Source organism: Pseudomonas sp. BF-B-26, from assembly GCF_019956495.1.
In the GTDB taxonomy this organism is placed as follows: Bacteria; Pseudomonadota; Gammaproteobacteria; order Pseudomonadales; family Pseudomonadaceae; genus Aquipseudomonas.
Genome location: NZ_JAHBDP010000090.1, coordinates 1 through 21,358 on the forward strand (window position 1 = coordinate 1; position 21,358 = coordinate 21,358).

Sequence of the window (21,358 nt, forward strand, 5' to 3'; positions counted from 1 at the left end):
GGCGCACGCTACCCAGTTTTTTCATCACTCCCAACGACATATTTCCTGATTTTCCTTCTCCCGACCTTGGGCCAACATCGACCTCGCCAGTCAGCCAAACACTGTTCACCGAAAGGTCCACCAGAGACCTCAGGTGGCAGCACTTCTCCAAGGCCGCTGGCCGTACTGCCCATGACAAAACTAAATCAACAGCTTTGGGAGTGCTCCATGATCAAGTCCTTGCTTACTCGCTTCGCACATCCACTGGCGGTCACCGCCATCGCCGCGACGGTCGCTACCAGCGCCCAGGCCGGCACCCTCTCTATCGGCCACACCACGTGGGTCGGTTACGGCACGCTCTACCTGGCTCAGGACCTGGGCTACTTCAAGGAAAACGGTTTGACCGTCGAATTACCCATCGTCGAAGAGGCCTCGATGTACATGGCCGCGCAAGCCTCGGGCGAGTTGTCGGGCTCGGCGTCGACCATCGACGAAGTGCTCAAGTACCGCCCGCAATTCTGCTTCAAGGCTGTAGCTGCACTGGATGACAGCCATGGTGGCGACGGTGTTCTGGTCGGCAAGGACGTCAAGAGTTTGCAGGAGTTGAAAGGCAAGGCCGTGGCGGTGAACGAAGGTTCGACCTCGCAGTTCTGGTTGTCTTATTTGCTGAAAAAGCACGGCATGAAAATGAGCGACATCACCGTGCAGAACATGACGGCTGACGACGCCGCCACCGCGTTCATCGCCGGTCGCGTGCCAGCGGCCGTGACCTGGGAACCGCACCTGTCGATGGTTCGCAGCAAGCAACAAGGCAAGGTGCTGATCGACAGCAGCAGTACGCCGGGAGTGATTGTCGACGTGGTCGCGCTCAACTGCACGGTTATCGAGAAGCAGCCGGAAGACGTCAAGGCGTTGGTGGCCGGTTTGTACAAAGCGGTGCAGTACACCAAGGACCATCCGCAAGAAGCTTACAAAATCATGGCCAAAGGCGTCGGCGGTTATCTGGCCGATCCGAAGGAACTGGCCGCTGCCGCGCAGGGCGTGCGCTTCTACGATCAGGCCATGAGCGAAAAACTCCTGGGCTCGCCGGGCAATCCGGGCGACAGCGAACCGCTGATCAAACTGGCCAACGAGACCGCCAGTGAATTGCAGGGCAAACCCTACAACGTCAGCAATGACGACCTGATCGACAACCGCTTCGTCAGCCCGCTCTAGGAGGTTCGCATGTTCAAGCGCAATTCATGGCTGAGCCGCTGCATCACGCCCAAGACCGGCCTTCCGGTGTCGGTGATCTGGAGCGCGAGCGGTCTGGCCTGGGTGTTGTTGGTCGGCCTGTGGGCCGGGTTGTCTTACGGCGGCGTGGTGCCGGGCATGTTCCTGCCGACACCGGGCGCGGTGGTCGAGGCCGCTGTGCGCCTGAGCCGTGACGGCACGCTGGGCCAGCATGTGTGGGCCAGCCTCGAAGTGGTCATGGTCGGCTTCATCGTGTCGTCGCTGGTGGCCGTGCCGCTGGGGTTGCTGATGGGCAGCTTTCGCATCGTCCAGGCGTTCCTTGAGCCGATGGTCAATTTCATCCGCTACCTGCCGGTCACGTCGTTCGTGCCGCTGTTCATTCTGTGGATCGGCATCGGTCTGGAGCAGCGGGTTTCGGTGATCATCTTCGGCGTGTTCTTCCAGCAACTGGTGATGATCGCGGACGTGTCCAAAGGCATCTCCAAGGACCTGATCAACGCGTCTTACACCTTGGGTTCGAACCGCCGCGATGCGGTGCTGCATGTCATCGCCCCGGCTTCGTTGCCGGGTGTGCTCGACACTTTGCGCGTGACCATGGGCTGGGCCTGGACTTACCTGGTGGTTGCCGAGCTGGTTGCGGCCTCCAGCGGTCTGGGCTACTTGAGCCTTAAAGCCATGCGCGGCTTTCAAGTGGATGTGATTTTCCTGGCAATCGCGATCATCGGCCTGTTGGGCCTGGTCACCGATCAACTGTTCCGTTTTCTCCGTCTGAGGATCGCCGCATGGGCTCAGTAAGCGCCGTCAACCCTCGTTTCGTCACGTCACAGGCCGCCCCGGTGCACGCCGCGCCACGGTTGCAAGTGGACAAGGTCAGTCTTCGCTATCAAAAGCCTGACGGTGGCGTGTTCACCGCGCTGGATCAGGTGTCGTTCGAAGTGCCGGATCAGCAATTCGCCGTGCTGGTGGGGCCTTCGGGCTGCGGCAAGTCGAGTTTGCTGTACCTCACGGCGGGTTTGAATGAGCCCACGGAAGGCGAGATCTACGTCGGTGGCCAGCAAGTTCAAGGGCCGGGTGCGGATCGCGGCATGGTGTTCCAGAGCTATACGCTGTTCCCATGGCTGACGGTGCGGCAGAACGTCGAGTTCGGCCTCAAGCGTCGCGGTATGGCTGCCGCCCAGCGCAAGGAGATTGTCGACTACTACGTCAACGAAGTGGGCTTGACCGGGTTTGCCGACAACTATGCCAAGCAACTGTCCGGCGGCATGATGCAGCGTGTCGCCATTGCTCGGGCGCTGGCCAACGATCCGCAAATCTTGCTCATGGACGAGCCCTTCGGTGCACTCGACAGCCAGACGCGCCTGCAAATGCAGCAGCTGTTGTTGCGGGTCTGGGGCAACAGCAAGAAGACCGTGTTGTTTGTGACCCACGATATCGACGAGGCGATTCTGCTGGGCGACCGGGTCTACGTGATGGGCGCCAGGCCTGGGCGGATCAAACAGATTCTGGACGTGCCGATCGAACGCCCACGGACGTTGGACATGGTCATGGAACGCTCGTTTATCGACATGAAGCGCAAGATCTTCGGGCTATTGCATGATGAGCTGGAGGAGGGGCATTGAGCCCGCACAATCCTTGTGGGAGCGGGCTTGCTCGCGAAAGCGGTGGGTCAGCCGACATCAATGTTGAATGATAAATCGCCTTCGCGAGCAAGCCCGCTCCCACAGGTTTTGCATTAAGCGGAGGTTAGGGCGCTGCCGGCAGGAGGAACCGCGCAATCACCGGCAAGTGATCGGAGATCCGCAAGGTATCGTCCTGTCTCACCATCGCCTCGACCCGTTTGATCCGCGGACTGTAGAACAGGTAGTCGACAGTCCGGTCCGGGCCGTTCAAGCCCGGATCATTCGGGTAATGGGTCAACCACTGCGCCCGGTCAATGCCGCTGGCTTCGTTGTTGGTCGGGATCATCGGGTATTTGTCCCACAGCACATGCAGCGCACTGTCGGCGGAGTAGGGCGTGCGTTGCTCGTCGGGCAGACGTCGATATTGCCCCAGCGGCAACAGGTTGAAGTCCCCGCCGATCAACCACGGCGTGCCGCGGCTTTCGAACTTGTCGAGGACTTTGACCATGGCCGTCACCTGGGATTGCAGCGTTTCGTCGGGCTGGATGACGCGGTCCAGATGGGTGTTGAACACCGCTATCTGACCGCCGTCGCTCAACGGCAGATACGTGACCAATAAGGCATTTTTCGGTTTGAACTGGCGGGTGATGAAATTGGCCGGCGCGACCGGTAATTGCAGGCGTTCGGCGTGTTCGATCTGGTAGCGGCTGAGGGTGGCCAACTGCCGGCCGACGCTGCCAAAGATGTGCGGTTCAGGCACGAAGTCGGCTTTCCAGTCGAAGGCGTGAGTGCTGCACGGATACAGGTCCGCGACTCGCTCCTGAAGCAGCTTGAACTGGTTTTGGTAATCGCTGGCCTTGGCGTCGTCATCGAGCTCCTGCAACAGCACGACGTCCGGTTGCTCGTCGCGGATCACCCGCGCCACTTCATCGAGGCTGAAAGCCATGTCTTCGGGCGTGGGTTTTTCGTCATTGCCAGCGGCCAGGTCATTCCAGAACACGTAGCGTTTTCCCGCCAGGTACTGGACGTTCCAGGTCATCACCTTCAGCGCCTGACCGGGCACCAGCGTCGGTGCCTGAGCGTTGCAACTGACCGGTAAGGCTTCCTTGGCTTCGGGGCGCCAGGTCAGGTTGTAGATCAGCAAGGCAATCAGGCCGGTCACGGTCAACAGGCCCAGCAGGGTGTAGCGCAGTAGACGGGTCATGGCTCGGCTTATAGCGTTACAAAAGTTGACCCCGAGCATAACCGACAGGCGGGCTTAAGCCCACGGGTAGAGCGGTCAAAGCGGCCCGTCAATTTTCTCGGGCACCTCGCCGATCAACATGAACAAGCGGAACAGCACCACGCTGACGAACAGTTGCAGGAAGCTGTGAGCGCTGTCGATCAACAGGGAAATCACCGGGTTCTGCGGTTCGGGATAGACCGCCAGGGTCGCGCCCTTGAGCACCCACAACGGGCCCATTACACAGAGAATGCACACCAGGATGCGCAGGAAATGGCCGCGGGTCAGGCGCAGGCTTTCTTTCATTGCCGCCAGCGGTGCCATGCCGCGCAGCACCAGCAAATACTCGCCAAACGCGAGGGTCACCATCAGCCAGATGCCCGGCAGGAAATACAGCGACAGGCCGATCAGGATCAGCAGCGTATTGAGTGCCGTCAGCACGGCAAAACGCGGCCATAGGTAGGCGGACCTCGACAGCAGGTCACGGTTACGCGGCGATTCGCCACGACTGCGGGCATCGAGAAACAGGATCAGCGCGGCGGTGTACAGCGGGTAAATCAACAAACCGACCATCACGCTGATACCGGGAAAGCTGTCCGGCTCGGTGGAGTGATCGACCACTTGTTGCAAAAGCGCCTCCAGAATCACCAGCGGCAGGCACAGCCGCACGATCTGGCCCAGATTGCGCTTGAAGAAATACAGTGAGTCACGCAGTACATCGAACGAATTCATCAGTCGGTATCGCAGGTTGGAAGCAGTGGCCCACTTTAACCGATGAAGCGCTTTGGGGCGCAAACGTAAACGTTCGGTAAAGACCATTGAAACATCCTGTATCAGCCTCCATTACGGATAAGCACCTTATCCACAGTGGATAAGGGCGACGATATTCCCGGCAATCTACGAGGTCGCCATGAACAGCGAAGAACAAACCCTGATCGATGGACTGTTTTCCCGGCTGCAACAGGCCGAAACGGACTCAGCCCCGCGCGATGCCCAGGCCGAGGCGCGGATCAAGGAACACTTGACTCGCCAGCCCGCGGCAGGCTATTTCATGACCCAGGCGATTCTGGTGCAAGAGGCTGCCCTCAAAAGCCTCGACGAACAGAACAAACAACTCGCCCAGCAAGTCCAGCAATTGCAGGCCGAACTGCAATCGGCCAAGGCGCAGCCGGCGGCTGCAGCACCAAGCAGCGGTGGTTTCTTGTCGAGCATTTTTGGTGGCGGTTCCCGTGATCCGCAGCCAGCGCCCACCCAAAGTCCACCCGCATCGGGTGGTGGCGGCTGGCGTGAACCGGCGCGGCCGTCGTTCAACTCGCAGCCGCCACAACAGAACTTCGGTGCAGCGCCGCCTCAGCAGAATTACGCCCCGCAACAGCCTGCCGGCAGTGGTTTCCTCGGTGGTGCGCTGAAAACCGCCGCCGGTGTGGCCGGTGGTGTGATGCTGGCGCAAGGCATCAGCAGCCTGTTCCATCACAATCAGCAGCCGGAAGTGGTTGAAGTCATCAAGGAAGAACCGGCTCAGGTCAATGATCAGAGCGGTGAAAAAGGTTGGGGCGAGGATCAGCGCGTGGCTGACAACTCCAGTGATCAGGGCGGCTTTACCGACGCCGACTACAGCGATGACAGCTCATCGTTCTTCGGCGGCGACGACGATTCCTTCGTCTGATTCATCTGTGGTGAGGGAGCAAGCTCCCTCGCCACACGGCCGATTATTCGCGGAACAATCCTTCAGGCTGGCATACTGGGCAACTTTTCGGGCCTGGTGCCTGATCCTGCCTGCGCTGCGGCGCGCCAACGAGGATGACCGGTGAAAAAAATCGCAGTGTTCGCCGATGTCCAGAACCTCTATTACACCGTGCGTCAGGCCTATGGTTGCCATTTCAACTATGCCGCGCTGTGGGCTGATATCAGCAAACAGGGCGAGATCGTCGAGGCCTATGCCTACGCCATCGATCGCGGCGACAGCAAACAGCAGCAATTCCAGCAGATCCTGCGCAACCTCGGCTTTGTCGTGAAGCTCAAGCCCTACATCCAGCGCAGCGATGGCTCGGCCAAAGGCGACTGGGACGTGGGCATCACCCTCGACATCATGGACGCCGCCGATCATGTCGACGAAGTGGTGCTGGCCTCCGGTGACGGTGATTTCGACATGCTGCTGGAGCGCATCATCACCAAGCACGGGGTGCAAGCCGTGGCCTACGGCGTGCCGGGCCTGACGGCCAACTCGCTGATCCGCGCCGCCAGCCGCTACGTGCCGATCGAAGGCGCGTTGCTGCTCAAGAATTGATTTTTACGGAGTTGAAACAGGTTTGGAACGCATAGCAGTCATCGACTTTGAAACCACCGGGATCTCCCCGAGCAGCAGCTGCCGGGCCACGGAAATTGCCGTGGTGATCCTTGAACAGGGGCGCATCGTCGAGCGTTACCAAAGCCTGATGAATGCCGGTGTGCGCGTCCCGGCCTTCATCGAACAACTCACCGGCATCAGCAACGCCATGCTGCGCACCGCGCCATCGGCCGAGCAGGTGATGAACGAAGTCAACGAATTCGTCGGCATCACACCGCTGCTGGCGCACAACGCCGCGTTCGACCAGAAGTTCTGGGACTTTGAACTGGGGCGTATCAAACGCACACGCTTGCAGAACTTTGCCTGCTCGCTGCTGCTCGCCCGCCGTTTGATGCCCGCCGCGCCGAACCACAAACTCGGCACCCTCACCACCTTCGCCAGCCTGCCCAATACAGGTAAAGCTCACCGGGCCATGGCCGATGCCGAGATGGCGGCCAACCTGACGGCGCATTTGGCCCAGGAGTTGCGGCAGAAGCACGGATTGCGCGAGTTGTCCCATGATCTGCTGGTGAGCTTGCAGAAAGTGCCGGCGGCGAAGATCAATGAGCATCTGAAGCGCCATCGCGGGTTCTGACTGACACCCCCAAAAATCCTCTGACACAACACCAATTCCCTGTGGGAGCGGCGGTGCGACGATTCGACTTGCTCGCGAAAGCGATTTATCTTTCAACATTGATGTTGTCTGACACACCGCCTTCGCGAGCAAGCCCGCTCCCACATTGGATCTCCTGCGGCAAATAGATTGGTGTTTAACGACGCCTCCGATTCGACGATCGCTCCTACCGAATATTAGGGATTGTCTGTCTTGCCCCTCATCTGTGGCATCGATAACCTTTTGACCGTTGCTGCCAATGCAGTAACCGGGACTGCAAGCCCGAATCGTTGGAGGCATATTTGGTTCGGAGATTCGCCCATGGTCAAAGCTACCCTCAATATCCCTAATAGCAGTGCTGACTCAGATCAGTCCGAAATAGTGCAGCCAGCTTCAAGAGAAGCTCACTTCGTACCCAAAACATTCATCCGTCATCACATCCAACTGAGAGCGCTGCTACTGCATGCCGAGGCGTGGTTTTGCGCCCGCGATATCGGCCGGTTAATGGGCGTGGATATAAACGGCAGATACGCACTCAAGCTTGATGCCGATCAGCGCCAGATGATGTGTTTGTCCGGAAGCGACGAACCTCAAGAGACATTGATGCTGAGTGAGTCCGGCGTATACGCGATGCTGGTCTATCACTACTGCCCGGAGAACCGGAATCTGCGGCGTTGGCTGACCCATCAGGTGGTGCCGATGCTGCGGGACGGTGGCGGGGTTGCTTCGAATCAGGCGCCGAGTTTGCGCTTGATGGAATGGGCAGGAGGCACGTTAAGCCTGCTGCATTGGCGGACAGAGCCCTGGGTTCGTTTAAAAGATATGCCGTGTTTGTTGGGCGCCGGATATAGCGGCGTTCGCGGATTCTGATCACACCGCAAATCCCCTGTGGGAGCGGGCTTGCTCGCGAAAGCGATTTATCTTTCAACATTGATGTTGTCTGACACACCGCCTTCGCGAGCAAGCCCGCTCCCACATTAGACCTCCTGTGGCATTAGATTGGCTTTCCTTCCAGCTGTCCCAGCGGCACGCGCTTCTCTATCGCGCTCGATAGCACAATCGAGGTCTTGCTGAATCCGAACTTGGCGATCCGGTTGATCAACTCTTCCAGCTCCGGCATCGAACCCACCGCCGCTTGCATGATCACGCACGGATCACCCGTCACCCGATGGCACTCGGTCAATTGCGGGATTTTGATCAGGTCGTCGTAGGCCTTTTGGTTGCCGTGCTGGTTCAGGCGCAGTTCGATGACGCACTGGATCGGCAGACCGATTTTCGACATGTCGACCTTCGCCTGGTAACCGGTGATCACCCCGCAGGCTTCGAGTTTGGCCACGCGCTCGGCCACGGCCGGAGCGGACAGGTTCACTTTGCGCGCCAGGTCGGCGTAGGACGCACGACCGTTTTCCAGCAGGGCGCTGAGGAGCATGCGGTCGTATTTGTCCATCGTCGGACTCCTGAAAAATGACTGACTTTCGAAAACACGGTTTATAGCGGTGATCTCCGTGTTTTGAAAAGTGTACCGGCGCTATAAACAGGTTTTGTAACTTATTTTACGCCGCTGGCCTTTCTAGAATAGCTGCTCACTTGTCTTGCCTACGAGCTGCCCCATGCCTGGCTTACGTCGTTTTCCCTTACCGTTGATCGCTGCCTTTTTCGCGTTGTACGTGATTTGGGGCTCGACTTACCTGGTGATTCGCATCGGCGTGGCGTACTGGCCGCCGCTGCTGCTCGCCGGTATCCGCTTCGTGATCGCAGGGACGTTGATGTACGCGTTCCTGCGTTGGCGCGGGGCGCCGGCACCGACCTGGGCGCAGTGGAAAGCCGCCGGGATCATCGGGATTTTGCTGCTGGCGTGCGGTAACGGCGGGGTGAGCGTGGCCGAACACATGGGCGTCGCCTCGGGTGTGGCTGCGTTGGCGGTGGCGACGGTGCCGCTGTTTACCTTGCTCTGCGGATATTTCTGGGGCGCGCGTAATACCCGTCTCGAATGGGCCGGGATTGTGCTCGGGCTGATCGGCATTGCCATGCTCAATCTCGGCTCCAACTTGCAATCGAGCCCATTGGGCGCCGCCTTGCTGATATTCGCGGCAGCGTCCTGGGCCTTCGGTTCGGTGTGGAGCAAACACTTGCCGCTGCCCCAGGGCGCGATGGCCAGTGCCGTGGAAATGCTGGTGGGCGGTGTGGCGCTGCTGATCGGCAGTGCGCTGAGTGGTGAGCATCTGGACGCCATGCCGCCAATCGAAGGCTGGGCGGCCCTGGCCTACCTGACCTTCTTCGGTTCGATCATCGCTTTCAACGCTTATATGTACCTGTTGAAAAACGTGCGTCCGGCGGCGGCCACCAGTTATGCCTACGTCAACCCGGCGGTGGCGGTGTTGTTGGGGATCGTGTTTGTCGGCGAGACCATCGGGATCGAAGAAGCGCTGGCCATGCTGGTGATCATCAGCGCCGTGGTGTTGATCGGTTTGCCGCAGTGGCGCCGGATGCCGGAACGACCTGCTGCCGTGGTGCAGACAGAATCGAGTGTGAATTAGGGTAAACTGCGCGCCATTGCATCTTGTTTTGCACACTTGTTTTGAAAAACCCGCGCTGAATTTTCCTACGGTAATCCCATGACTTTCGCCTCCCTTGGCCTGATCGAACCCTTGCTGCGCTCTCTCGAGACGCTCGGCTACCAGACCCCTACGCCGGTTCAGGCGCAAGCCATTCCTGCGGTGCTGGCCGGTCGCGACCTGATGGCCGCCGCCCAGACCGGGACGGGCAAGACCGCCGGCTTCGCGCTGCCGCTCTTGCAATTGCTGGCCATGGAAGGGCCGAAAGTGGCGTCCAACTCGGTGCGCGCACTGATTCTGGTGCCGACCCGCGAATTGGCCGAACAGGTTCACGAAGCCGTGCGTCAGTACGCCGAGAACCTGCCGTTGAGCACTTACGCGGTGTACGGCGGCGTCAGCATCAACCCGCAAATGATGAAGCTGCGCAAGGGTGTTGACGTGCTGGTGGCGACGCCGGGCCGTTTGCTCGACCTGTATCGCCAGAAGGCCCTCAAGTTCAATCAGCTGCAAACCCTGATCCTGGACGAAGCCGATCGCATGCTTGATCTGGGTTTCTCCGAGGAACTGGGGAATATCTACCGCGTGCTGCCCAAGCAACGTCAGACGCTGCTGTTCTCCGCGACGTTCTCCGACGCGATCCGTTTGCTGGCCGGACAAATGCTCAACGATCCGTTGAGCATCGAAGTCAGCCCGCGCAACGTGGCTGCCAACACCGTCAAGCAATGGGTGGTGACGGTGGACAAGAAGCGCAAGCCGGAGCTGTTCATCCACTTGTTGCGCAAGGGCAAGTGGAAGCAGGTGCTGGTGTTCGCCAAGACCCGCAACGGCGTGGACGCGCTGGTGGAAAAACTCCAGGGACTGGGCGTCAATGCCGACGGCATCCACGGCGACAAACCGCAGGCAACCCGTCAGCGTGCGCTAGACCGCTTCAAGGCCAGTGAAGTGCAGATTCTTGTGGCCACCGACGTCGCGGCCCGTGGTCTGGATATCGAAGATTTGCCATTGGTGGTCAACTTCGACCTGCCGATCGTGGCGGAGGACTACATCCACCGGATCGGTCGTACCGGTCGCGCGGGTGCAACCGGGCAGGCGATTTCGCTGGTCTGCGCTGATGAAGTGAATCTGCTGTCGGCCATCGAGACGTTGACCCGTCAGACATTGCCTCGCCAGATGGAACATGACTTCGAGCCTGAGCACCGGGTGCCGGATACCGATGCCAGCGGTCAGGTCGTCAAGAAGCCGAAAAAACCGAAGAAGCCAAAGACCTCCGGTGGCGGTAAACGCAATCTGGGTAAGTGGGTTGAGAGCGGTGATGCGTCGGCGCCGGAGCCTTCGATCAAGCCTGTGCGCAAGGTGCCGGTGTTTAATACCGGGCCGCGTAAGAAGAAGCCTTAATAGCTGCGGCGTAACTTAAGCCGCCTTCGCGAGCAAGCCCGCTCCCACACTGGATCTGTGTCGTCCACAAATCCCCTGTGGGAGCGGGCTTGCTCGCGAAGGGGTCAACTCGGTTTCAAGCCTTGTGCTTCAACCACTCCACCATCCCCAACCCCGCCGCTCGCCCACTGGCGAAACACGCGGTCAGCAGATAGCCGCCGGTCGGTGCTTCCCAATCCAGCATTTCCCCCGCGCAGAACACGCCGGGCAGTTGCTTGAGCATCAAACGCTCATCCATCGCTTCGAACATCACGCCACCGGCGCTGCTGATGGCCTCGTCCAGTGGGCGGGTTTTCACCAGTGTCAGTGGAAGCGCCTTGATCGCTTTGGCCAGCAGCGCCGGATCGGCGAAGTATTCGGCCGGCGTCAGTTCGCGCAGCAGAGCCGCTTTCACGCCATCAATGCCGAGCTGGCTGTGCAGGTGTTTCGACATTGAGCGTGAACCGCGCGGTTTGCTCAGCGCAGCCCGCACTTTATCCACAGGTCTGCCCGGCAGCAGGTCGAGGTGAATGGTTGCCGAGCCGTGCTGATTGATGGCTTCGCGGATCGGCGCCGACAAGGCGTAGATCAAGCTGCCTTCAATCCCGGTTGCCGTAATCACACATTCCCCGAGCCGCGGCACGTCGTCATTGAGGCCAATGGCGATGTTTTTCAGCGGGGCGCCGGCGAATTTGCTGACCATCAACTCGCTCCAGGCCTGCACCTCGAAGCCGCAATTACTCGGTTGCAGCGGCGCGAGTCCTACGCCGTGTTGTTCCAGTGGCAGCATCCAGGCGCCGTCCGAGCCGAGCCGCGACCAGCTGCCGCCGCCGAGGGTCAGCAAGGTGGCGTCAGGTTTGACGGTTTTTTCGCCTTCGGGGCTGTCGATGCGTAATCCACCGCTGTCATCCCAGCCGAGCCAGCGGTGACGGGTGTGGATAACGACGCCGCTGTCTCGCAGGCGTTTTAGCCAGGCGCGCAACAGGGGGGCGGCTTTCATGTCTGTAGGAAAGACTCGGCCGGAACTGCCGACAAAGGTTTCGATGCCCAGGTCATGAATCCATTGGCACAGCGCATCGGCACCGAAGCCACGCAGCAGTGGTGCAATCTGCGGCGCGCGTTCGGCGTAGCGTGAGAGAAATGCCGGGTAGGCTTCGGAATGGGTGATGTTCATGCCACCCACACCGGCCAGCAGGAATTTTCGTCCTACTGAAGGCATGCCGTCGTACAGGTCGACCTTGATCCCGGCCTGGCTCAGCACTTCGGCGGCCATCAGACCGGCGGGGCCGCCGCCGATAATTGCGACGTGAGGGGAGGAGGGCGAGGGCTGGGTCATGGGATGCGCTGCGGGATGGCGGAATAAGCCGCGCATTCTAGCAGTACACAATAACTGTGGGAGCGGGCTTGCCCGCGATAGCGGACTGTCAGCCACCAAAGATATTGAATTTGCCGGCCTCTTCGCGGGCAAGCCCGCTCCCACAGGGACCGTAGGTGGATTCGAAAGCTGGTTAAAAAACAACCGCCTCTCTGTGACCTATATGCGGTCTGGTCTGTAGGACCTTTCACTCAGGTTATCCACAGGCAGTTCCACAGGCATTGTGGGTAAAGACCCACAGCTCAATGACAACCTGATGACTGCCAGACCCGTTGTGCACTGTGATGCAGGATTCCATGACGGCGCGCCAATGCCTTGCGGTCCTTGCTGTAGCCGCCGCCGATGACCCCGACCACCGGGATATCCCGGCCCAGGCAATGACGCATCACGCTTTCATCGCGAGCGGCGACGCCTTCGTCTGTCAGCTTCAGGTAGCCGAGCGCGTCATCTTTATGCACATCGACGCCGGCGTCGTACAACACCAGGTCAGGTTGGTAGAGCGGCAGCAAATAATTGAGCGCATCGTCCACCACCTTCAGGTAATCGGCATCGCCCATGCCCTTGGGCAGTGGAATGTCCCAGTCACTTTCGGCTTTGCGTGCAGGAAAGTTCTTCTCGCAGTGCAGGGAAACGGTCACCGCTTCCGGGGTGTTGTGCAGGATCCGTGCAGTCCCGTCGCCCTGATGTACATCGCAGTCGAAGATCAGCACCCGATTTACCCGACCGCTTTCCAGCAGGAAATGGCTGATCACGGCCAGGTCATTGAAGATGCAGAACCCGGCAGGATGGTCGTAATGCGCGTGATGGGTGCCGCCGGCCAAGTGACAGGCCAAACCATGTTCCAGCGCCTGCTCGGCCGCCAGCAGCGAGCCGCCAACCGCCCGCACCGTGCGCCGGGCCAAGGCTTCGCTCCAGGGCAGGCCGAGGCGCCGCTGGTCTTCGCGGGACAACTCGCCGCCCATGTAGCGTTCGATATACGCAGGGTCATGTGCGAGCGCGAGAATCTCTGGCGGGCAGAGGTCGGGGCGCAGCAGGTCGGCGTCGCGAGTCAGTCCGCTGTCCACCAGGTGATCGCGCAGCAGGCGAAACTTGTCCATGGGGAAGCGGTGATCCGCCGGGAACTCGGGACTGTAGTCTTCGTGATAGATCAGGGGCAGGGGCATGACGAATTAACGTAGGAATGAAGGACGGATCCTACCAGCGTTGTAGACTTGCGGCATGGAAAGGGGGAGATGATGGAACCGATACTGGAACTCGAGAGCGCGCGACTGCTGTTACGGCAGTGGAGCGATGAAGATTTGCCGGAGTTTGCGGTGATGTGCGCCGATCCACAGGTGATGCGATATTTTCCGGCGCCTTTGAGTCGTCTGGAAAGTGCCTCGCTGATCGGACGGATTCGTGGTCATTTTGCCGAACATGGTTTCGGTCTCTGGGCGCTGGAGCGCAAGGACACCGGGGCATTTATCGGTTTTACCGGGCTCGCCGAGGTCGGCTTCGACGCATGCTTTACCCCGGCCACCGAAATCGGCTGGCGCCTGGCCCGCGAGCACTGGGGCCTTGGCTACGCCAGTGAAGCGGCGTGGACCGCTCTGCGCTGCGGGTTTGACCGGTTGGCGCTGAAAGAAGTGGTGTCCTTCACCACCGAAACCAACACGCCGTCGCAGAAAGTCATGCAGGCCATCGGCATGCACCATGATTCAGCCGATGATTTCGACCACCCGATGCTCGCGGTCGATCATCCCCTGCGTCACCATGCGCTGTACCGCATCACCCGTGAACAATGGCTGCAAACCTTGCATGGATAAGCCGGCACGGACGTTTACAATGGCTCCCATGGGCCCTGGCCAGAAATTGAATCGACCGTCGCAGCCATGACTGCGCGGCATGCGTTGTGTGAGGAGAGTCTGAATGAGCCAAGTGTTGGATGATCTGGTTGACCTGCTGACCCTGGAACCGATCGAAGAAAACCTGTTCCGTGGCCGCAGCCAGGACCTGGGTTTTCGTCAGCTGTTCGGTGGTCAGGTGATCGGTCAGTCCCTGTCGGCGGCCAGTCAGACGGTCGAAGAAGCGCGCCATGTGCATTCGATGCACGGTTATTTCCTGCGTCCCGGCGATTCCGCGTTGCCTGTGGTTTATCAGGTTGATCGGGTGCGCGACGGTGGCAGTTTCAGCACGCGCCGGGTGACGGCGATCCAGAAGGGCAACCCGATCTTCACCTGCAGTGCGTCGTTCCAGTACGACGAAGAAGGCTTCCAGCACCAGGCCGAGATGCCGGTTGTGGTCGGCCCGGAGAACCTGCCGTCGGAGCTGGAACTCACTCAGCAGCGCGCGCACCTGATCCCCGAGCACATGCGCGAAAAATTTCTGTGCCCGAAACCGATCGAGTTCCGCCCGATCACCGAGAAAGATCCCTACAACCCGCAGCCGTCCGATCCGATCAAGTACGTCTGGTTTCGCGCCGACGGTGCCTTGGCCGATTCTCCGGCGCTGCATAAATACTTGCTGGCCTACGCTTCGGATTTCGGTCTGCTGACTACGTCGATGCAGCCTCACGGCAAGTCGGTCTGGCAAAAAGACATGCAGGTTGCCAGCCTCGATCACGCACTGTGGTTCCATCAGGATCTGCGCGCCGATGATTGGTTGCTGTATGCGATGGACAGTCCTTGGGCGGGCAACTCGCGCGGTTTCTGCCGTGGTAGCGTGTTCAACCGTGCCGGGCAACTGGTGGCGTCGGTCACGCAGGAAGGCCTGATTCGTCACCGCAAGGATTGGGCATGAGCCTGGCCGAGGTGCGGCACTGGGTGTTCGACATGGACGGCACCCTGACGGTGGCCGTGCATGACTTCGCGGCGATCCGCGTGGCGTTGGCGATTCCTGCCGAACACGACATCCTGACCCACCTCGCCGCGCTGCCGGCCGATGAAGCCGCCGCCAAACATGCGTGGTTGCTGGAACACGAACGGGATCTGGCGCTCGGTTCGAAAGCGGCACCGGGTGCGGTAGAACTGGTGCGCGAGCTGGCCGGGCGCGGTTATCACCTGGGCATTCTCACGCGCAATGCGCGCGAACTGGCGCATGTCACGCTGGAGGCGATCGGCTTGGCCGACTGCTTCGCGGTGGAGGATGTGTTGGGCCGTGATGAAGCACCGCCAAAGCCGCATCCCGGTGGTTTGCTGAAGTTGGCCCAGGCCTGGAATGTCCCGGCCAGTGAGATGGTGATGGTCGGTGACTACCGTTTTGATCTGGATTGCGGTCGGGCGGCAGGGGCGCGGACGGTGTTGGTGAACCTGCCGGATAATCCCTGGCCGGAGTTGACGGATTGGCATGCCGCGGATTGCGTGGCGTTGCGGCAAATGTTGTTCGCTTGAAGGCCCCTTCGCGGGCAAGCCCGCTCCCACAAGGTTTTGTGTTGATCACAATACTTTGTCCAACACAAAACCTGTGGGAGCGGGCTTGCTCGCGAAGGCGTCTGATCAGGCACCACAAAACTCAGTGACCAAACAACGCCTTCTGACCCTGCGGCGAGTTGAACATCCCATCCCCGTCATGCCCGACCCCGGGTACTTCAATCAGTTGCTGACTCAAACCTTGAGGATGCAGCCGCTTCAGATAAGCAAAATAATTACGCCCGCGAGCCAATCGATTGGCGCCCTGAGCCTGGGCCTCACAGCTTTTATCCAGCGCCGGCTGATTCGGGTCGTTGTCCTGCTGCCCGAGCAGGTAAACGACATCGCGCTTGACGTAGTTTTCTTCCAGCTGCTTGGCGGTTTGCCCTTTGGCATAGGCGGGTAAATCCACCAGTCCATATTTCCAGCGATTGAAATTCGGGCAACCGGCGTGTTTGAACGCCACCGGCCGTCGTTCATCGAAGTACGCATAAGACGACGGGTTGGCAATGACGTAACGCACCTGAATGTCGGCCGCCTTGAGCGCTGGCTGATCGTGGCCCAGCAACGCGTATCGCTGCACCACCTGAGCGCCGCCGGAGTGACCGGCGATGACGATTTGCTTCACGTCCGGAAACTGTTTTCGATCGCCGATTCGGGCGATGATTTCGTCGAGCGCCGCGTAGGAACTCATGGAAAACGGAGCGCTGGATTCACCGCCCGCCATCCAGTCATTGCCCTGCCAACGCAATACGCTGTCAGCCACGGGATGGGCCGCGACGTCGGTTTCATTGAGAAATTGCGGGGCGATCACCAAGGTGCTCGCGGTTTGCCCGGCCTGTTCGGCCGCGTGCACGGCGCTCTGGCGATAGGTATCGGCATTGCGCAATCGACCATGGATGATGATCAGCACGCGTTCGATTTTCGTCGGCGCCGTGCCGATGCCCACCGCGATTTCACCTGCAGTCAGCAGCAGGCGTCCGGAGCTGACCTCTTTGACCGCATGCTCGGCAGCCTGGGCGCTTGCGCAGGTGATCAGTAGAGCTAACAGCCACTTATTCATTTATAGGTTTTTCGCTGCAAAGGTATCGCACTGGCCGACCTGGCCTTGCGCGAATCCGGTTTTGAACCAGCGCACCCTTTGCGCCGACGTACCATGAGTAAACGAGTCCGGCACCACACGACCCTGACCTTGCTGTTGCAAGCGGTCATCGCCGATGGCATTGGCGGCGTTCAAGGCTTCTTCGATGTCACCGGGTTCCAGCCAGTTCAGCCGTTTCTGCGCGTTGTTGGCCCAGACTCCGGCCAGGCAATCGGCCTGCAGTTCCTGGCGTACCAGCAAACCGCCGTCACCTTCCATCTGCCGACCCTGTTGGCGGGCGGTCTGAATTTTCGCCGACACACCGAGCAAGGTCTGCACATGGTGTCCGACTTCGTGAGCGATCACGTAGGCCTGGGCGAAGTCGCCAGCGGCGGAAAAGCGTTGGGACATTTCCTGGAAGAAACTCATGTCCAGGTAGACCTTCTGGTCCGCCGGGCAATAGAACGGACCGGTCGCCGAACTGGCCAGACCGCAGGCCGAGTTGACGCGGCCACTGAACAGCACCAGGGTCGGGTCCTTATATTGACGACCGGCCTGCTGGAAAATCTGACCCCAGGTGTCTTCGGTATCGCCGAGGATCGAGCGCACGAACTCGGCTCCTTCATCAGTGGCCGGCGGTGCCTTGCGGGTTTGAGTCGGTGCCGGTGCAGATTGCTCGCTCATCTGCCCGGTCAGTTGCCCGAGGATTTGCAGCGGGTCCTGGCCGGTCATCCAGCCGATCCCGACGATCAGGATAATCGCCGTCAGGCTCAGGCCCTTGCCGCCACCGAAACGCATCCCGCCACCGCCACTGCCGACATCATCTCCACGGGCATCGACCACGTTGTCGCTGCGTCGGCCTTTTTTCCATAGCATGTGGGAATCCTCTGATTGTCCGTGGGGATGAGTGTTGCTGCTGAGCGGGAGCGGCGCCAGTCCGGTCGTCCATCTTTTGTTGCGCACAGCAGCCGTCCCGGCAACCTGTGGTGGGTGGCCGGGTGTCTTCCAGACTCGTATTGAACACGGACAACCCATCTAATTCCTTCAGACGACGGGTTTTTATCGAGCAGGCGACCGCCTGCATCGTTATCGGACAGTGGGTTCCAGATTTCGCATTCGGTCGGTTGTCTTCTAGAATCGGACAAATTTTGTGTGGAACCTCCCATGGCCGGCAGTCAGATTGAACGTGTTTTCAGCGTGCTTGAAAGCCTCACCAGTGACCCTCGAGGCCTGCCGATGCAGACGCTGGCGGAGCAATTGGATATTCCCAAAAGCGCGACTCACCGGTTGCTCGCCGAGCTGATTCGGCTGGGTTATGTGCGGCAGAATCCGGAGAACCTGCGGTATCACCTGTCGACCAAACTGGTGGCCATGGGTTTCCGTTATTTGTCGGGCAGCGGCGCCGATATTGTGCAGCCGGTGCTTGATCGCCTCGCCGAGGAAACCGGTGAGCTGGTGCGTCTTGGGGTGATTGAAGGTGAGCGGCAGATCTGGATCGCCAAATCCCAGGGCGCCCGTTCCGGCCTGCGCTACGACCCGGACATGGGCCGCGATGCGCCTTTGTTTTACACCGCGTCGGGGCATGCGTGGCTGGCGTGTATGAGCGATGCCGAGGCGCTGTCCCTGGTCGAACGGCAGGGTGGTGAGCGGCCGAAAGACCTCGGGCCGAATGCACCACGCTCCAACATCGAATTGCTGGAGCGCTTGCGTCTGGCGCGTGAGCAGGGTTATGCCTGGGTTGAGGAAAGTTCGGCGGTGGGCACCTCGGCGATTGCTGCGGTGGTGCGACATCCGAGTGATGGTCGAGTCATCGGTGTGCTGAGCATCGCCGGGCCGAGCGCGCGGATGCCGGGGGCGCGATTGCATGAGTTGGCGCCACTGTTGTTGAAGTTTGCCGATGAGCTGTCGGCGGCCAGTCTGGCGTCGGAGCTGTTCAGCTGACCACCACCTCAGTAGGAGCAAAGCTTGCTCGCGATGAACGATGACGCGGTCTGTCTGAAACACCGCGGTGCCTGCATCGCGAGCAAGCTTTGCTCCTACAGAAACCGTGCGTTGTTCGCACACTTTTTCGGTTTGCTTGTGTAGGAATCTGGAACAAGGTTCTAAATTATTCGGGTTCGTTTTTCCTGTAAAGGATGCTTTTAAATAGTTGATGCACTACACAAGGGATATCGAATGACCGTCAGCACTCCGCTCTCCGGCGTAAACCAACCCTTCAAAGGGATTTTGCTGATCGTCGTTGCGACCTTCCTGTTTTCCAGTCACGACGCCTTGTCGAAATACCTCTCGGGCTTCTACCCGATCGTCATGGTGGTGTGGGCCCGTTATCTGGTTCACACCTTACTCATGGCCGGGATTTTCCTGCCGCAATCCGGGCTGGGTGTCCTACGAACCAAACGGCCCTTACTTCAGCTGTTTCGGGCGTTGTGCCTGTTGGGCACCAGTCTGTTTTTCACCACTGGCTTGCAGTACATCCCCTTGGCCGAAGCCACGGCGGTCAACTTTCTTGCGCCGGTTCTGGTGACTGCGCTGTCGGTGCCACTGCTGCGCGAGCACGTCACGCGTGGCCAGTGGATTGCGGTGATTTGCGGCTTCATCGGCGTGTTGATCATCGTCCATCCCGGCGGAGAACTCTTTACCCCGGCGGTGTTGCTGCCGCTCTGCTCGGCGCTGTTTTTCTGCTTCTATCAATTGCTCACCCGCAAGCTCAGCAACATCGACAGCCCGACCACCAGCAACTTCTTCGCCGGGCTGTGCAACACCCTGGTGATGAGCGCGCTGGTGCCATTCTTCTGGCAAGTCCCCAGCCTGGGCCATGGATTCATGATGGTGGCGCTGGGCGCCTGCGGGATGACGGCTCACCTGTTTCTGACGCAAGCCTTCCGCCACGCGGCCCCGGCGTTGTTGGCGCCGTTCGGTTATTGCCAGATTGTCTTTGCCGGCTTGCTGGGCTGGTTGCTGTTTTCTCACACGCCGACCCTGACCACCGTGGTCGGGATCGCGGTGATTTGTTGCAGCGGGTTGGCAGCCGCCTGGCAGCAGAGTCGTCAGTGAGAGCAGCAGGGCAGGCCTGGAATCAGGCCTGCCGGGGGAGGGGTTTTACGGGGTGACGGTCGGAATCTTGCGCGGTGCCATGAAGTACATCCAGATCAGCGCGATGAAGTACATCGCCGGAATCATGGTGAACAGCACGGTGTAGTTGTTGTTGGTGATCGTCAGAATGTGGCCGACCAACTGGGTCATGAACATCCCGCCGATGGCCGCGCACATGCCACCGAAGCCGAACACCGTACTCATCATGTGTTTAGGCGTGTAGTCCATCACCAGGCTCCAGATGTTCGCGGTCCAGGCCTGGTGCGCACCGATGGCCAGGGAGATGGCGAACACCGCGACCCACAGGCTGCTCGAACCCGCCGCCATGATCACGCCGACGATGCAGCAGGCGAACAGGAACATGGACATCAGCCGCGCCTTGATCGGGTTGACGCCACGGCCGATCAGGAACGAGGACAGGATCCCGCCGCCGACGCTGCCGAAATCGGCAGTGAGGTAGATGATGATCAGCGGGATACCCATCTGGGTCACGTTGATCCCCAGGTTGTATTGCTGATTGAGGAACGGCGGCAGCCAGTAGAGGTAGAACCAGAACACCGGCGCGGTGATCGCATAAGCCAGGGCGAAGGCCCAAGTGCCACGCATGCGCAGGATTTTCGAGAACGGTACGCGGGATTGTTCCGGTTCGACTTCCTTCTGGATGTAGTCCAGTTCCGATTGTTTGACGCTCGGATGTTCTTCCGGGTTGTAGTACTTCAAGCCCCAGAACAACAACCAGATCCCGCCCAGTGCCGACATGCACAGGAACGCGGCCTGCCAGCCCCATACATGCAGGATCAGCGGCAACAACATGGGGGTGAACATCGCGCCGACGTTGGTCCCGGCGTTGAAGATGCCGGTGGCCACGGCGCGTTCGCCGGCCGGGAACCACAACCGGGTGGTCTTCACGCACGCCGGGTAGTTGGCGGCTTCCGTCAGACCCAGAATGAATCGGCAGACCATGAAGCCGACGGCCGAAGTGGCCAGGCCGTGGGCGCCGGTCGCCAGGCTCCAGAGCAGCACGGCGAAGAAGAACACGCGCTTGACGCCGACCCGATCGATCAACCGGCCTTGCAGCACGAAACCGATTGCGTAGCCGACCTGGAACCAGAAGTTGATGTTGGCGTAGTCCATCGCCGTCCAGCTCATTTCCTTGGCGAGAATAGGCTGCATCACGCCCAGTGCGGCGCGGTCGATGTAGTTCAGGGTGGTGGCGAAGAACACCAGCGCCAGCATGCCCCAACGGGTTTTGCCGACCGCCATCGCACCGCGGATCTTGTCGCCGATGCCGCTGGTGGCAGGAGTCATGGAGGAGCGCTCCATGGAAGAGCTTTCAGAAGGAGTCATGTAGGCCACCGATTATTTTTATGTGGTGTTCTGGGTCTTTGGTCACCGGGGGCCGTGGTTGATGACGGCCCCCAATGTGGCGTTGATGTTGCGCAGTGGACGAAAAATCGTCAATT

At 60.0% G+C, this 21,358-nt stretch carries 22 protein-coding genes; 14 read left to right on the plus strand and 8 right to left on the minus strand.

Translation table 11 applies throughout. The features are described 5' to 3' along the window. The first annotated feature begins 207 nt into the window (after positions 1 to 207). Genes KGB03_RS20130 through KGB03_RS20140 form a run of 3 tightly spaced genes read left to right on the plus strand, consistent with a single transcriptional unit; the run spans position 208 to position 2,831 of the window. On the plus strand, positions 208 to 1,194 hold the full coding sequence (locus KGB03_RS20130; RefSeq protein WP_223528527.1) for an ABC transporter substrate-binding protein: 987 nt from the start codon (positions 208 to 210) through the stop codon (positions 1,192 to 1,194). Between the two features lie 9 nt (positions 1,195 to 1,203). Beyond that, a complete protein-coding gene (locus KGB03_RS20135) occupies positions 1,204 to 2,007 on the plus strand; it encodes an ABC transporter permease (protein WP_192410829.1) in 804 nt (267 codons plus the stop codon). Next, entirely contained in the window at positions 1,995 to 2,831 is an 837-nt protein-coding gene (locus tag KGB03_RS20140) for an ABC transporter ATP-binding protein (RefSeq protein WP_218537543.1), read from the plus strand. The genes KGB03_RS20135 and KGB03_RS20140 overlap by 13 nt, the downstream gene beginning before the upstream one ends. 124 nt (positions 2,832 to 2,955) lie before the next feature. Here the strand turns inward: KGB03_RS20140 and KGB03_RS20145 are convergent, their stop codons facing one another. Next, the gene (locus tag KGB03_RS20145; RefSeq protein ID WP_223528530.1) at positions 2,956 to 4,035 is read right to left on the minus strand and encodes an endonuclease/exonuclease/phosphatase family protein; all 1,080 of its coding nucleotides are present in this window, start codon (positions 4,033 to 4,035) and stop codon (positions 2,956 to 2,958) included. A 75-nt stretch (positions 4,036 to 4,110) separates the two neighbouring features. Continuing rightward, positions 4,111 to 4,785 (minus strand): YciC family protein, encoded by a 675-nt coding sequence (locus KGB03_RS20150; protein WP_223528533.1) that lies wholly within the window; start codon positions 4,783 to 4,785, stop codon positions 4,111 to 4,113. A gap of 178 nt (positions 4,786 to 4,963) precedes the next feature. On the opposite strand from KGB03_RS20150, the gene KGB03_RS20155 reads away from it, so the two are divergent. The 4 genes from KGB03_RS20155 to KGB03_RS20170 all read left to right on the plus strand — a co-directional run bounded on the left by KGB03_RS20155 (position 4,964) and on the right by KGB03_RS20170 (position 7,862). Continuing rightward, positions 4,964 to 5,719, plus strand: a complete 756-nt coding sequence (locus KGB03_RS20155; RefSeq protein WP_223528536.1) for a DUF2076 domain-containing protein — start codon at positions 4,964 to 4,966, stop codon at positions 5,717 to 5,719. Positions 5,720 to 5,860: 141 nt separating this feature from the next. Next, entirely contained in the window at positions 5,861 to 6,340 is a 480-nt protein-coding gene (locus tag KGB03_RS20160) for an NYN domain-containing protein (RefSeq protein WP_008149222.1), read from the plus strand. A 22-nt stretch (positions 6,341 to 6,362) separates the two neighbouring features. Continuing rightward, entirely contained in the window at positions 6,363 to 6,974 is a 612-nt protein-coding gene (locus KGB03_RS20165) for a PolC-type DNA polymerase III (RefSeq protein WP_017340916.1), read from the plus strand. A 339-nt stretch (positions 6,975 to 7,313) separates the two neighbouring features. Beyond that, entirely contained in the window at positions 7,314 to 7,862 is a 549-nt protein-coding gene (locus KGB03_RS20170) for a Bro-N domain-containing protein (protein ID WP_223528539.1), read from the plus strand. A 124-nt stretch (positions 7,863 to 7,986) separates the two neighbouring features. Here KGB03_RS20170 and KGB03_RS20175 read toward each other — a convergent pair whose 3' ends face one another. Then, complete coding sequence (locus KGB03_RS20175; RefSeq protein WP_218537538.1) at positions 7,987 to 8,439, minus strand: Lrp/AsnC family transcriptional regulator; 453 nt, start codon at positions 8,437 to 8,439, stop codon at positions 7,987 to 7,989. A gap of 163 nt (positions 8,440 to 8,602) precedes the next feature. On the opposite strand from KGB03_RS20175, the gene yedA reads away from it, so the two are divergent. Together yedA and KGB03_RS20185 are read left to right on the plus strand one after the other, a co-directional pair. Beyond that, positions 8,603 to 9,529 carry a drug/metabolite exporter YedA gene (yedA, locus tag KGB03_RS20180; protein WP_218537537.1) on the plus strand — a complete coding sequence of 309 codons (927 nt, stop codon included), beginning with the start codon at positions 8,603 to 8,605 and terminating at the stop codon, positions 9,527 to 9,529. A gap of 78 nt (positions 9,530 to 9,607) precedes the next feature. Beyond that, the gene (locus tag KGB03_RS20185) at positions 9,608 to 10,942 is read left to right on the plus strand and encodes a DEAD/DEAH box helicase (protein ID WP_074871125.1); all 1,335 of its coding nucleotides are present in this window, start codon (positions 9,608 to 9,610) and stop codon (positions 10,940 to 10,942) included. A gap of 115 nt (positions 10,943 to 11,057) precedes the next feature. Here the strand turns inward: KGB03_RS20185 and KGB03_RS20190 are convergent, their stop codons facing one another. Continuing rightward, on the minus strand, positions 11,058 to 12,296 hold the full coding sequence (locus KGB03_RS20190; protein WP_223528542.1) for a TIGR03862 family flavoprotein: 1,239 nt from the start codon (positions 12,294 to 12,296) through the stop codon (positions 11,058 to 11,060). A gap of 281 nt (positions 12,297 to 12,577) precedes the next feature. After that, complete coding sequence (locus tag KGB03_RS20195) at positions 12,578 to 13,498, minus strand: histone deacetylase (RefSeq protein ID WP_033054220.1); 921 nt, start codon at positions 13,496 to 13,498, stop codon at positions 12,578 to 12,580. A 72-nt stretch (positions 13,499 to 13,570) separates the two neighbouring features. Between KGB03_RS20195 and KGB03_RS20200 the strand changes: the two genes are divergently transcribed. The 3 genes from KGB03_RS20200 to KGB03_RS20210 all read left to right on the plus strand — a co-directional run bounded on the left by KGB03_RS20200 (position 13,571) and on the right by KGB03_RS20210 (position 15,703). Beyond that, complete coding sequence (locus KGB03_RS20200; protein WP_218537610.1) at positions 13,571 to 14,140, plus strand: GNAT family N-acetyltransferase; 570 nt, start codon at positions 13,571 to 13,573, stop codon at positions 14,138 to 14,140. Positions 14,141 to 14,243: 103 nt separating this feature from the next. Beyond that, entirely contained in the window at positions 14,244 to 15,113 is an 870-nt protein-coding gene (gene tesB, locus KGB03_RS20205; protein ID WP_218537535.1) for an acyl-CoA thioesterase II, read from the plus strand. Then, positions 15,110 to 15,703, plus strand: a complete 594-nt coding sequence (locus tag KGB03_RS20210; protein ID WP_218537534.1) for an HAD family hydrolase — start codon at positions 15,110 to 15,112, stop codon at positions 15,701 to 15,703. Before tesB ends, KGB03_RS20210 begins: the two co-directional genes overlap by 4 nt. A 121-nt stretch (positions 15,704 to 15,824) precedes the next feature. Here the strand turns inward: KGB03_RS20210 and KGB03_RS20215 are convergent, their stop codons facing one another. Next, entirely contained in the window at positions 15,825 to 16,784 is a 960-nt protein-coding gene (locus tag KGB03_RS20215) for an alpha/beta fold hydrolase (RefSeq protein WP_218537533.1), read from the minus strand. Further along, positions 16,785 to 17,678 carry a neutral zinc metallopeptidase gene (locus KGB03_RS20220; protein WP_111451134.1) on the minus strand — a complete coding sequence of 298 codons (894 nt, stop codon included), beginning with the start codon at positions 17,676 to 17,678 and terminating at the stop codon, positions 16,785 to 16,787. A gap of 288 nt (positions 17,679 to 17,966) precedes the next feature. On the opposite strand from KGB03_RS20220, the gene KGB03_RS20225 reads away from it, so the two are divergent. Both KGB03_RS20225 and KGB03_RS20230 read left to right on the plus strand, forming a co-directional pair. After that, the gene (locus KGB03_RS20225; protein ID WP_223528546.1) at positions 17,967 to 18,743 is read left to right on the plus strand and encodes an IclR family transcriptional regulator; all 777 of its coding nucleotides are present in this window, start codon (positions 17,967 to 17,969) and stop codon (positions 18,741 to 18,743) included. 234 nt (positions 18,744 to 18,977) lie between these two features. Further along, positions 18,978 to 19,856, plus strand: a complete 879-nt coding sequence (locus KGB03_RS20230) for a DMT family transporter (RefSeq protein ID WP_223528548.1) — start codon at positions 18,978 to 18,980, stop codon at positions 19,854 to 19,856. Between the two features lie 45 nt (positions 19,857 to 19,901). On the opposite strand, the gene KGB03_RS20235 is transcribed toward KGB03_RS20230, so the two are convergent. Further along, positions 19,902 to 21,218: an MFS transporter gene (locus tag KGB03_RS20235; protein WP_223528572.1), complete on the minus strand. Its 1,317-nt coding sequence runs from the start codon at positions 21,216 to 21,218 to the stop codon at positions 19,902 to 19,904. Between the last annotated feature and the right edge of the window lie 140 nt (positions 21,219 to 21,358).

What these genes read in the sequence shown, in the direction of transcription:
- KGB03_RS20130 (WP_223528527.1), top strand. Translation starts at nt 208, where the DNA reads ATGATCAAGTCCTTGCTTACTCGCTTCGCACATCCACTGGCGGTCACC.
- KGB03_RS20135 (WP_192410829.1), top strand. Translation starts at nt 1,204, where the DNA reads ATGTTCAAGCGCAATTCATGGCTGAGCCGCTGCATCACGCCCAAGACC.
- KGB03_RS20140 (WP_218537543.1), top strand. Translation starts at nt 1,995, where the DNA reads ATGGGCTCAGTAAGCGCCGTCAACCCTCGTTTCGTCACGTCACAGGCC.
- KGB03_RS20145 (WP_223528530.1), bottom strand. Translation starts at nt 4,035, where the DNA reads ATGACCCGTCTACTGCGCTACACCCTGCTGGGCCTGTTGACCGTGACC.
- KGB03_RS20150 (WP_223528533.1), bottom strand. Translation starts at nt 4,785, where the DNA reads ATGAATTCGTTCGATGTACTGCGTGACTCACTGTATTTCTTCAAGCGC.
- KGB03_RS20155 (WP_223528536.1), top strand. Translation starts at nt 4,964, where the DNA reads ATGAACAGCGAAGAACAAACCCTGATCGATGGACTGTTTTCCCGGCTG.
- KGB03_RS20170 (WP_223528539.1), top strand. Translation starts at nt 7,314, where the DNA reads ATGGTCAAAGCTACCCTCAATATCCCTAATAGCAGTGCTGACTCAGAT.
- KGB03_RS20175 (WP_218537538.1), bottom strand. Translation starts at nt 8,439, where the DNA reads ATGGACAAATACGACCGCATGCTCCTCAGCGCCCTGCTGGAAAACGGT.
- yedA (WP_218537537.1), top strand. Translation starts at nt 8,603, where the DNA reads ATGCCTGGCTTACGTCGTTTTCCCTTACCGTTGATCGCTGCCTTTTTC.
- KGB03_RS20185 (WP_074871125.1), top strand. Translation starts at nt 9,608, where the DNA reads ATGACTTTCGCCTCCCTTGGCCTGATCGAACCCTTGCTGCGCTCTCTC.
- KGB03_RS20190 (WP_223528542.1), bottom strand. Translation starts at nt 12,296, where the DNA reads ATGACCCAGCCCTCGCCCTCCTCCCCTCACGTCGCAATTATCGGCGGC.
- KGB03_RS20195 (WP_033054220.1), bottom strand. Translation starts at nt 13,498, where the DNA reads ATGCCCCTGCCCCTGATCTATCACGAAGACTACAGTCCCGAGTTCCCG.
- KGB03_RS20200 (WP_218537610.1), top strand. Translation starts at nt 13,571, where the DNA reads ATGGAACCGATACTGGAACTCGAGAGCGCGCGACTGCTGTTACGGCAG.
- tesB (WP_218537535.1), top strand. Translation starts at nt 14,244, where the DNA reads ATGAGCCAAGTGTTGGATGATCTGGTTGACCTGCTGACCCTGGAACCG.
- KGB03_RS20210 (WP_218537534.1), top strand. Translation starts at nt 15,110, where the DNA reads ATGAGCCTGGCCGAGGTGCGGCACTGGGTGTTCGACATGGACGGCACC.
- KGB03_RS20215 (WP_218537533.1), bottom strand. Translation starts at nt 16,784, where the DNA reads ATGAATAAGTGGCTGTTAGCTCTACTGATCACCTGCGCAAGCGCCCAG.
- KGB03_RS20220 (WP_111451134.1), bottom strand. Translation starts at nt 17,678, where the DNA reads ATGCTATGGAAAAAAGGCCGACGCAGCGACAACGTGGTCGATGCCCGT.
- KGB03_RS20225 (WP_223528546.1), top strand. Translation starts at nt 17,967, where the DNA reads ATGGCCGGCAGTCAGATTGAACGTGTTTTCAGCGTGCTTGAAAGCCTC.
- KGB03_RS20230 (WP_223528548.1), top strand. Translation starts at nt 18,978, where the DNA reads ATGACCGTCAGCACTCCGCTCTCCGGCGTAAACCAACCCTTCAAAGGG.
- KGB03_RS20235 (WP_223528572.1), bottom strand. Translation starts at nt 21,218, where the DNA reads ATGGAGCGCTCCTCCATGACTCCTGCCACCAGCGGCATCGGCGACAAG.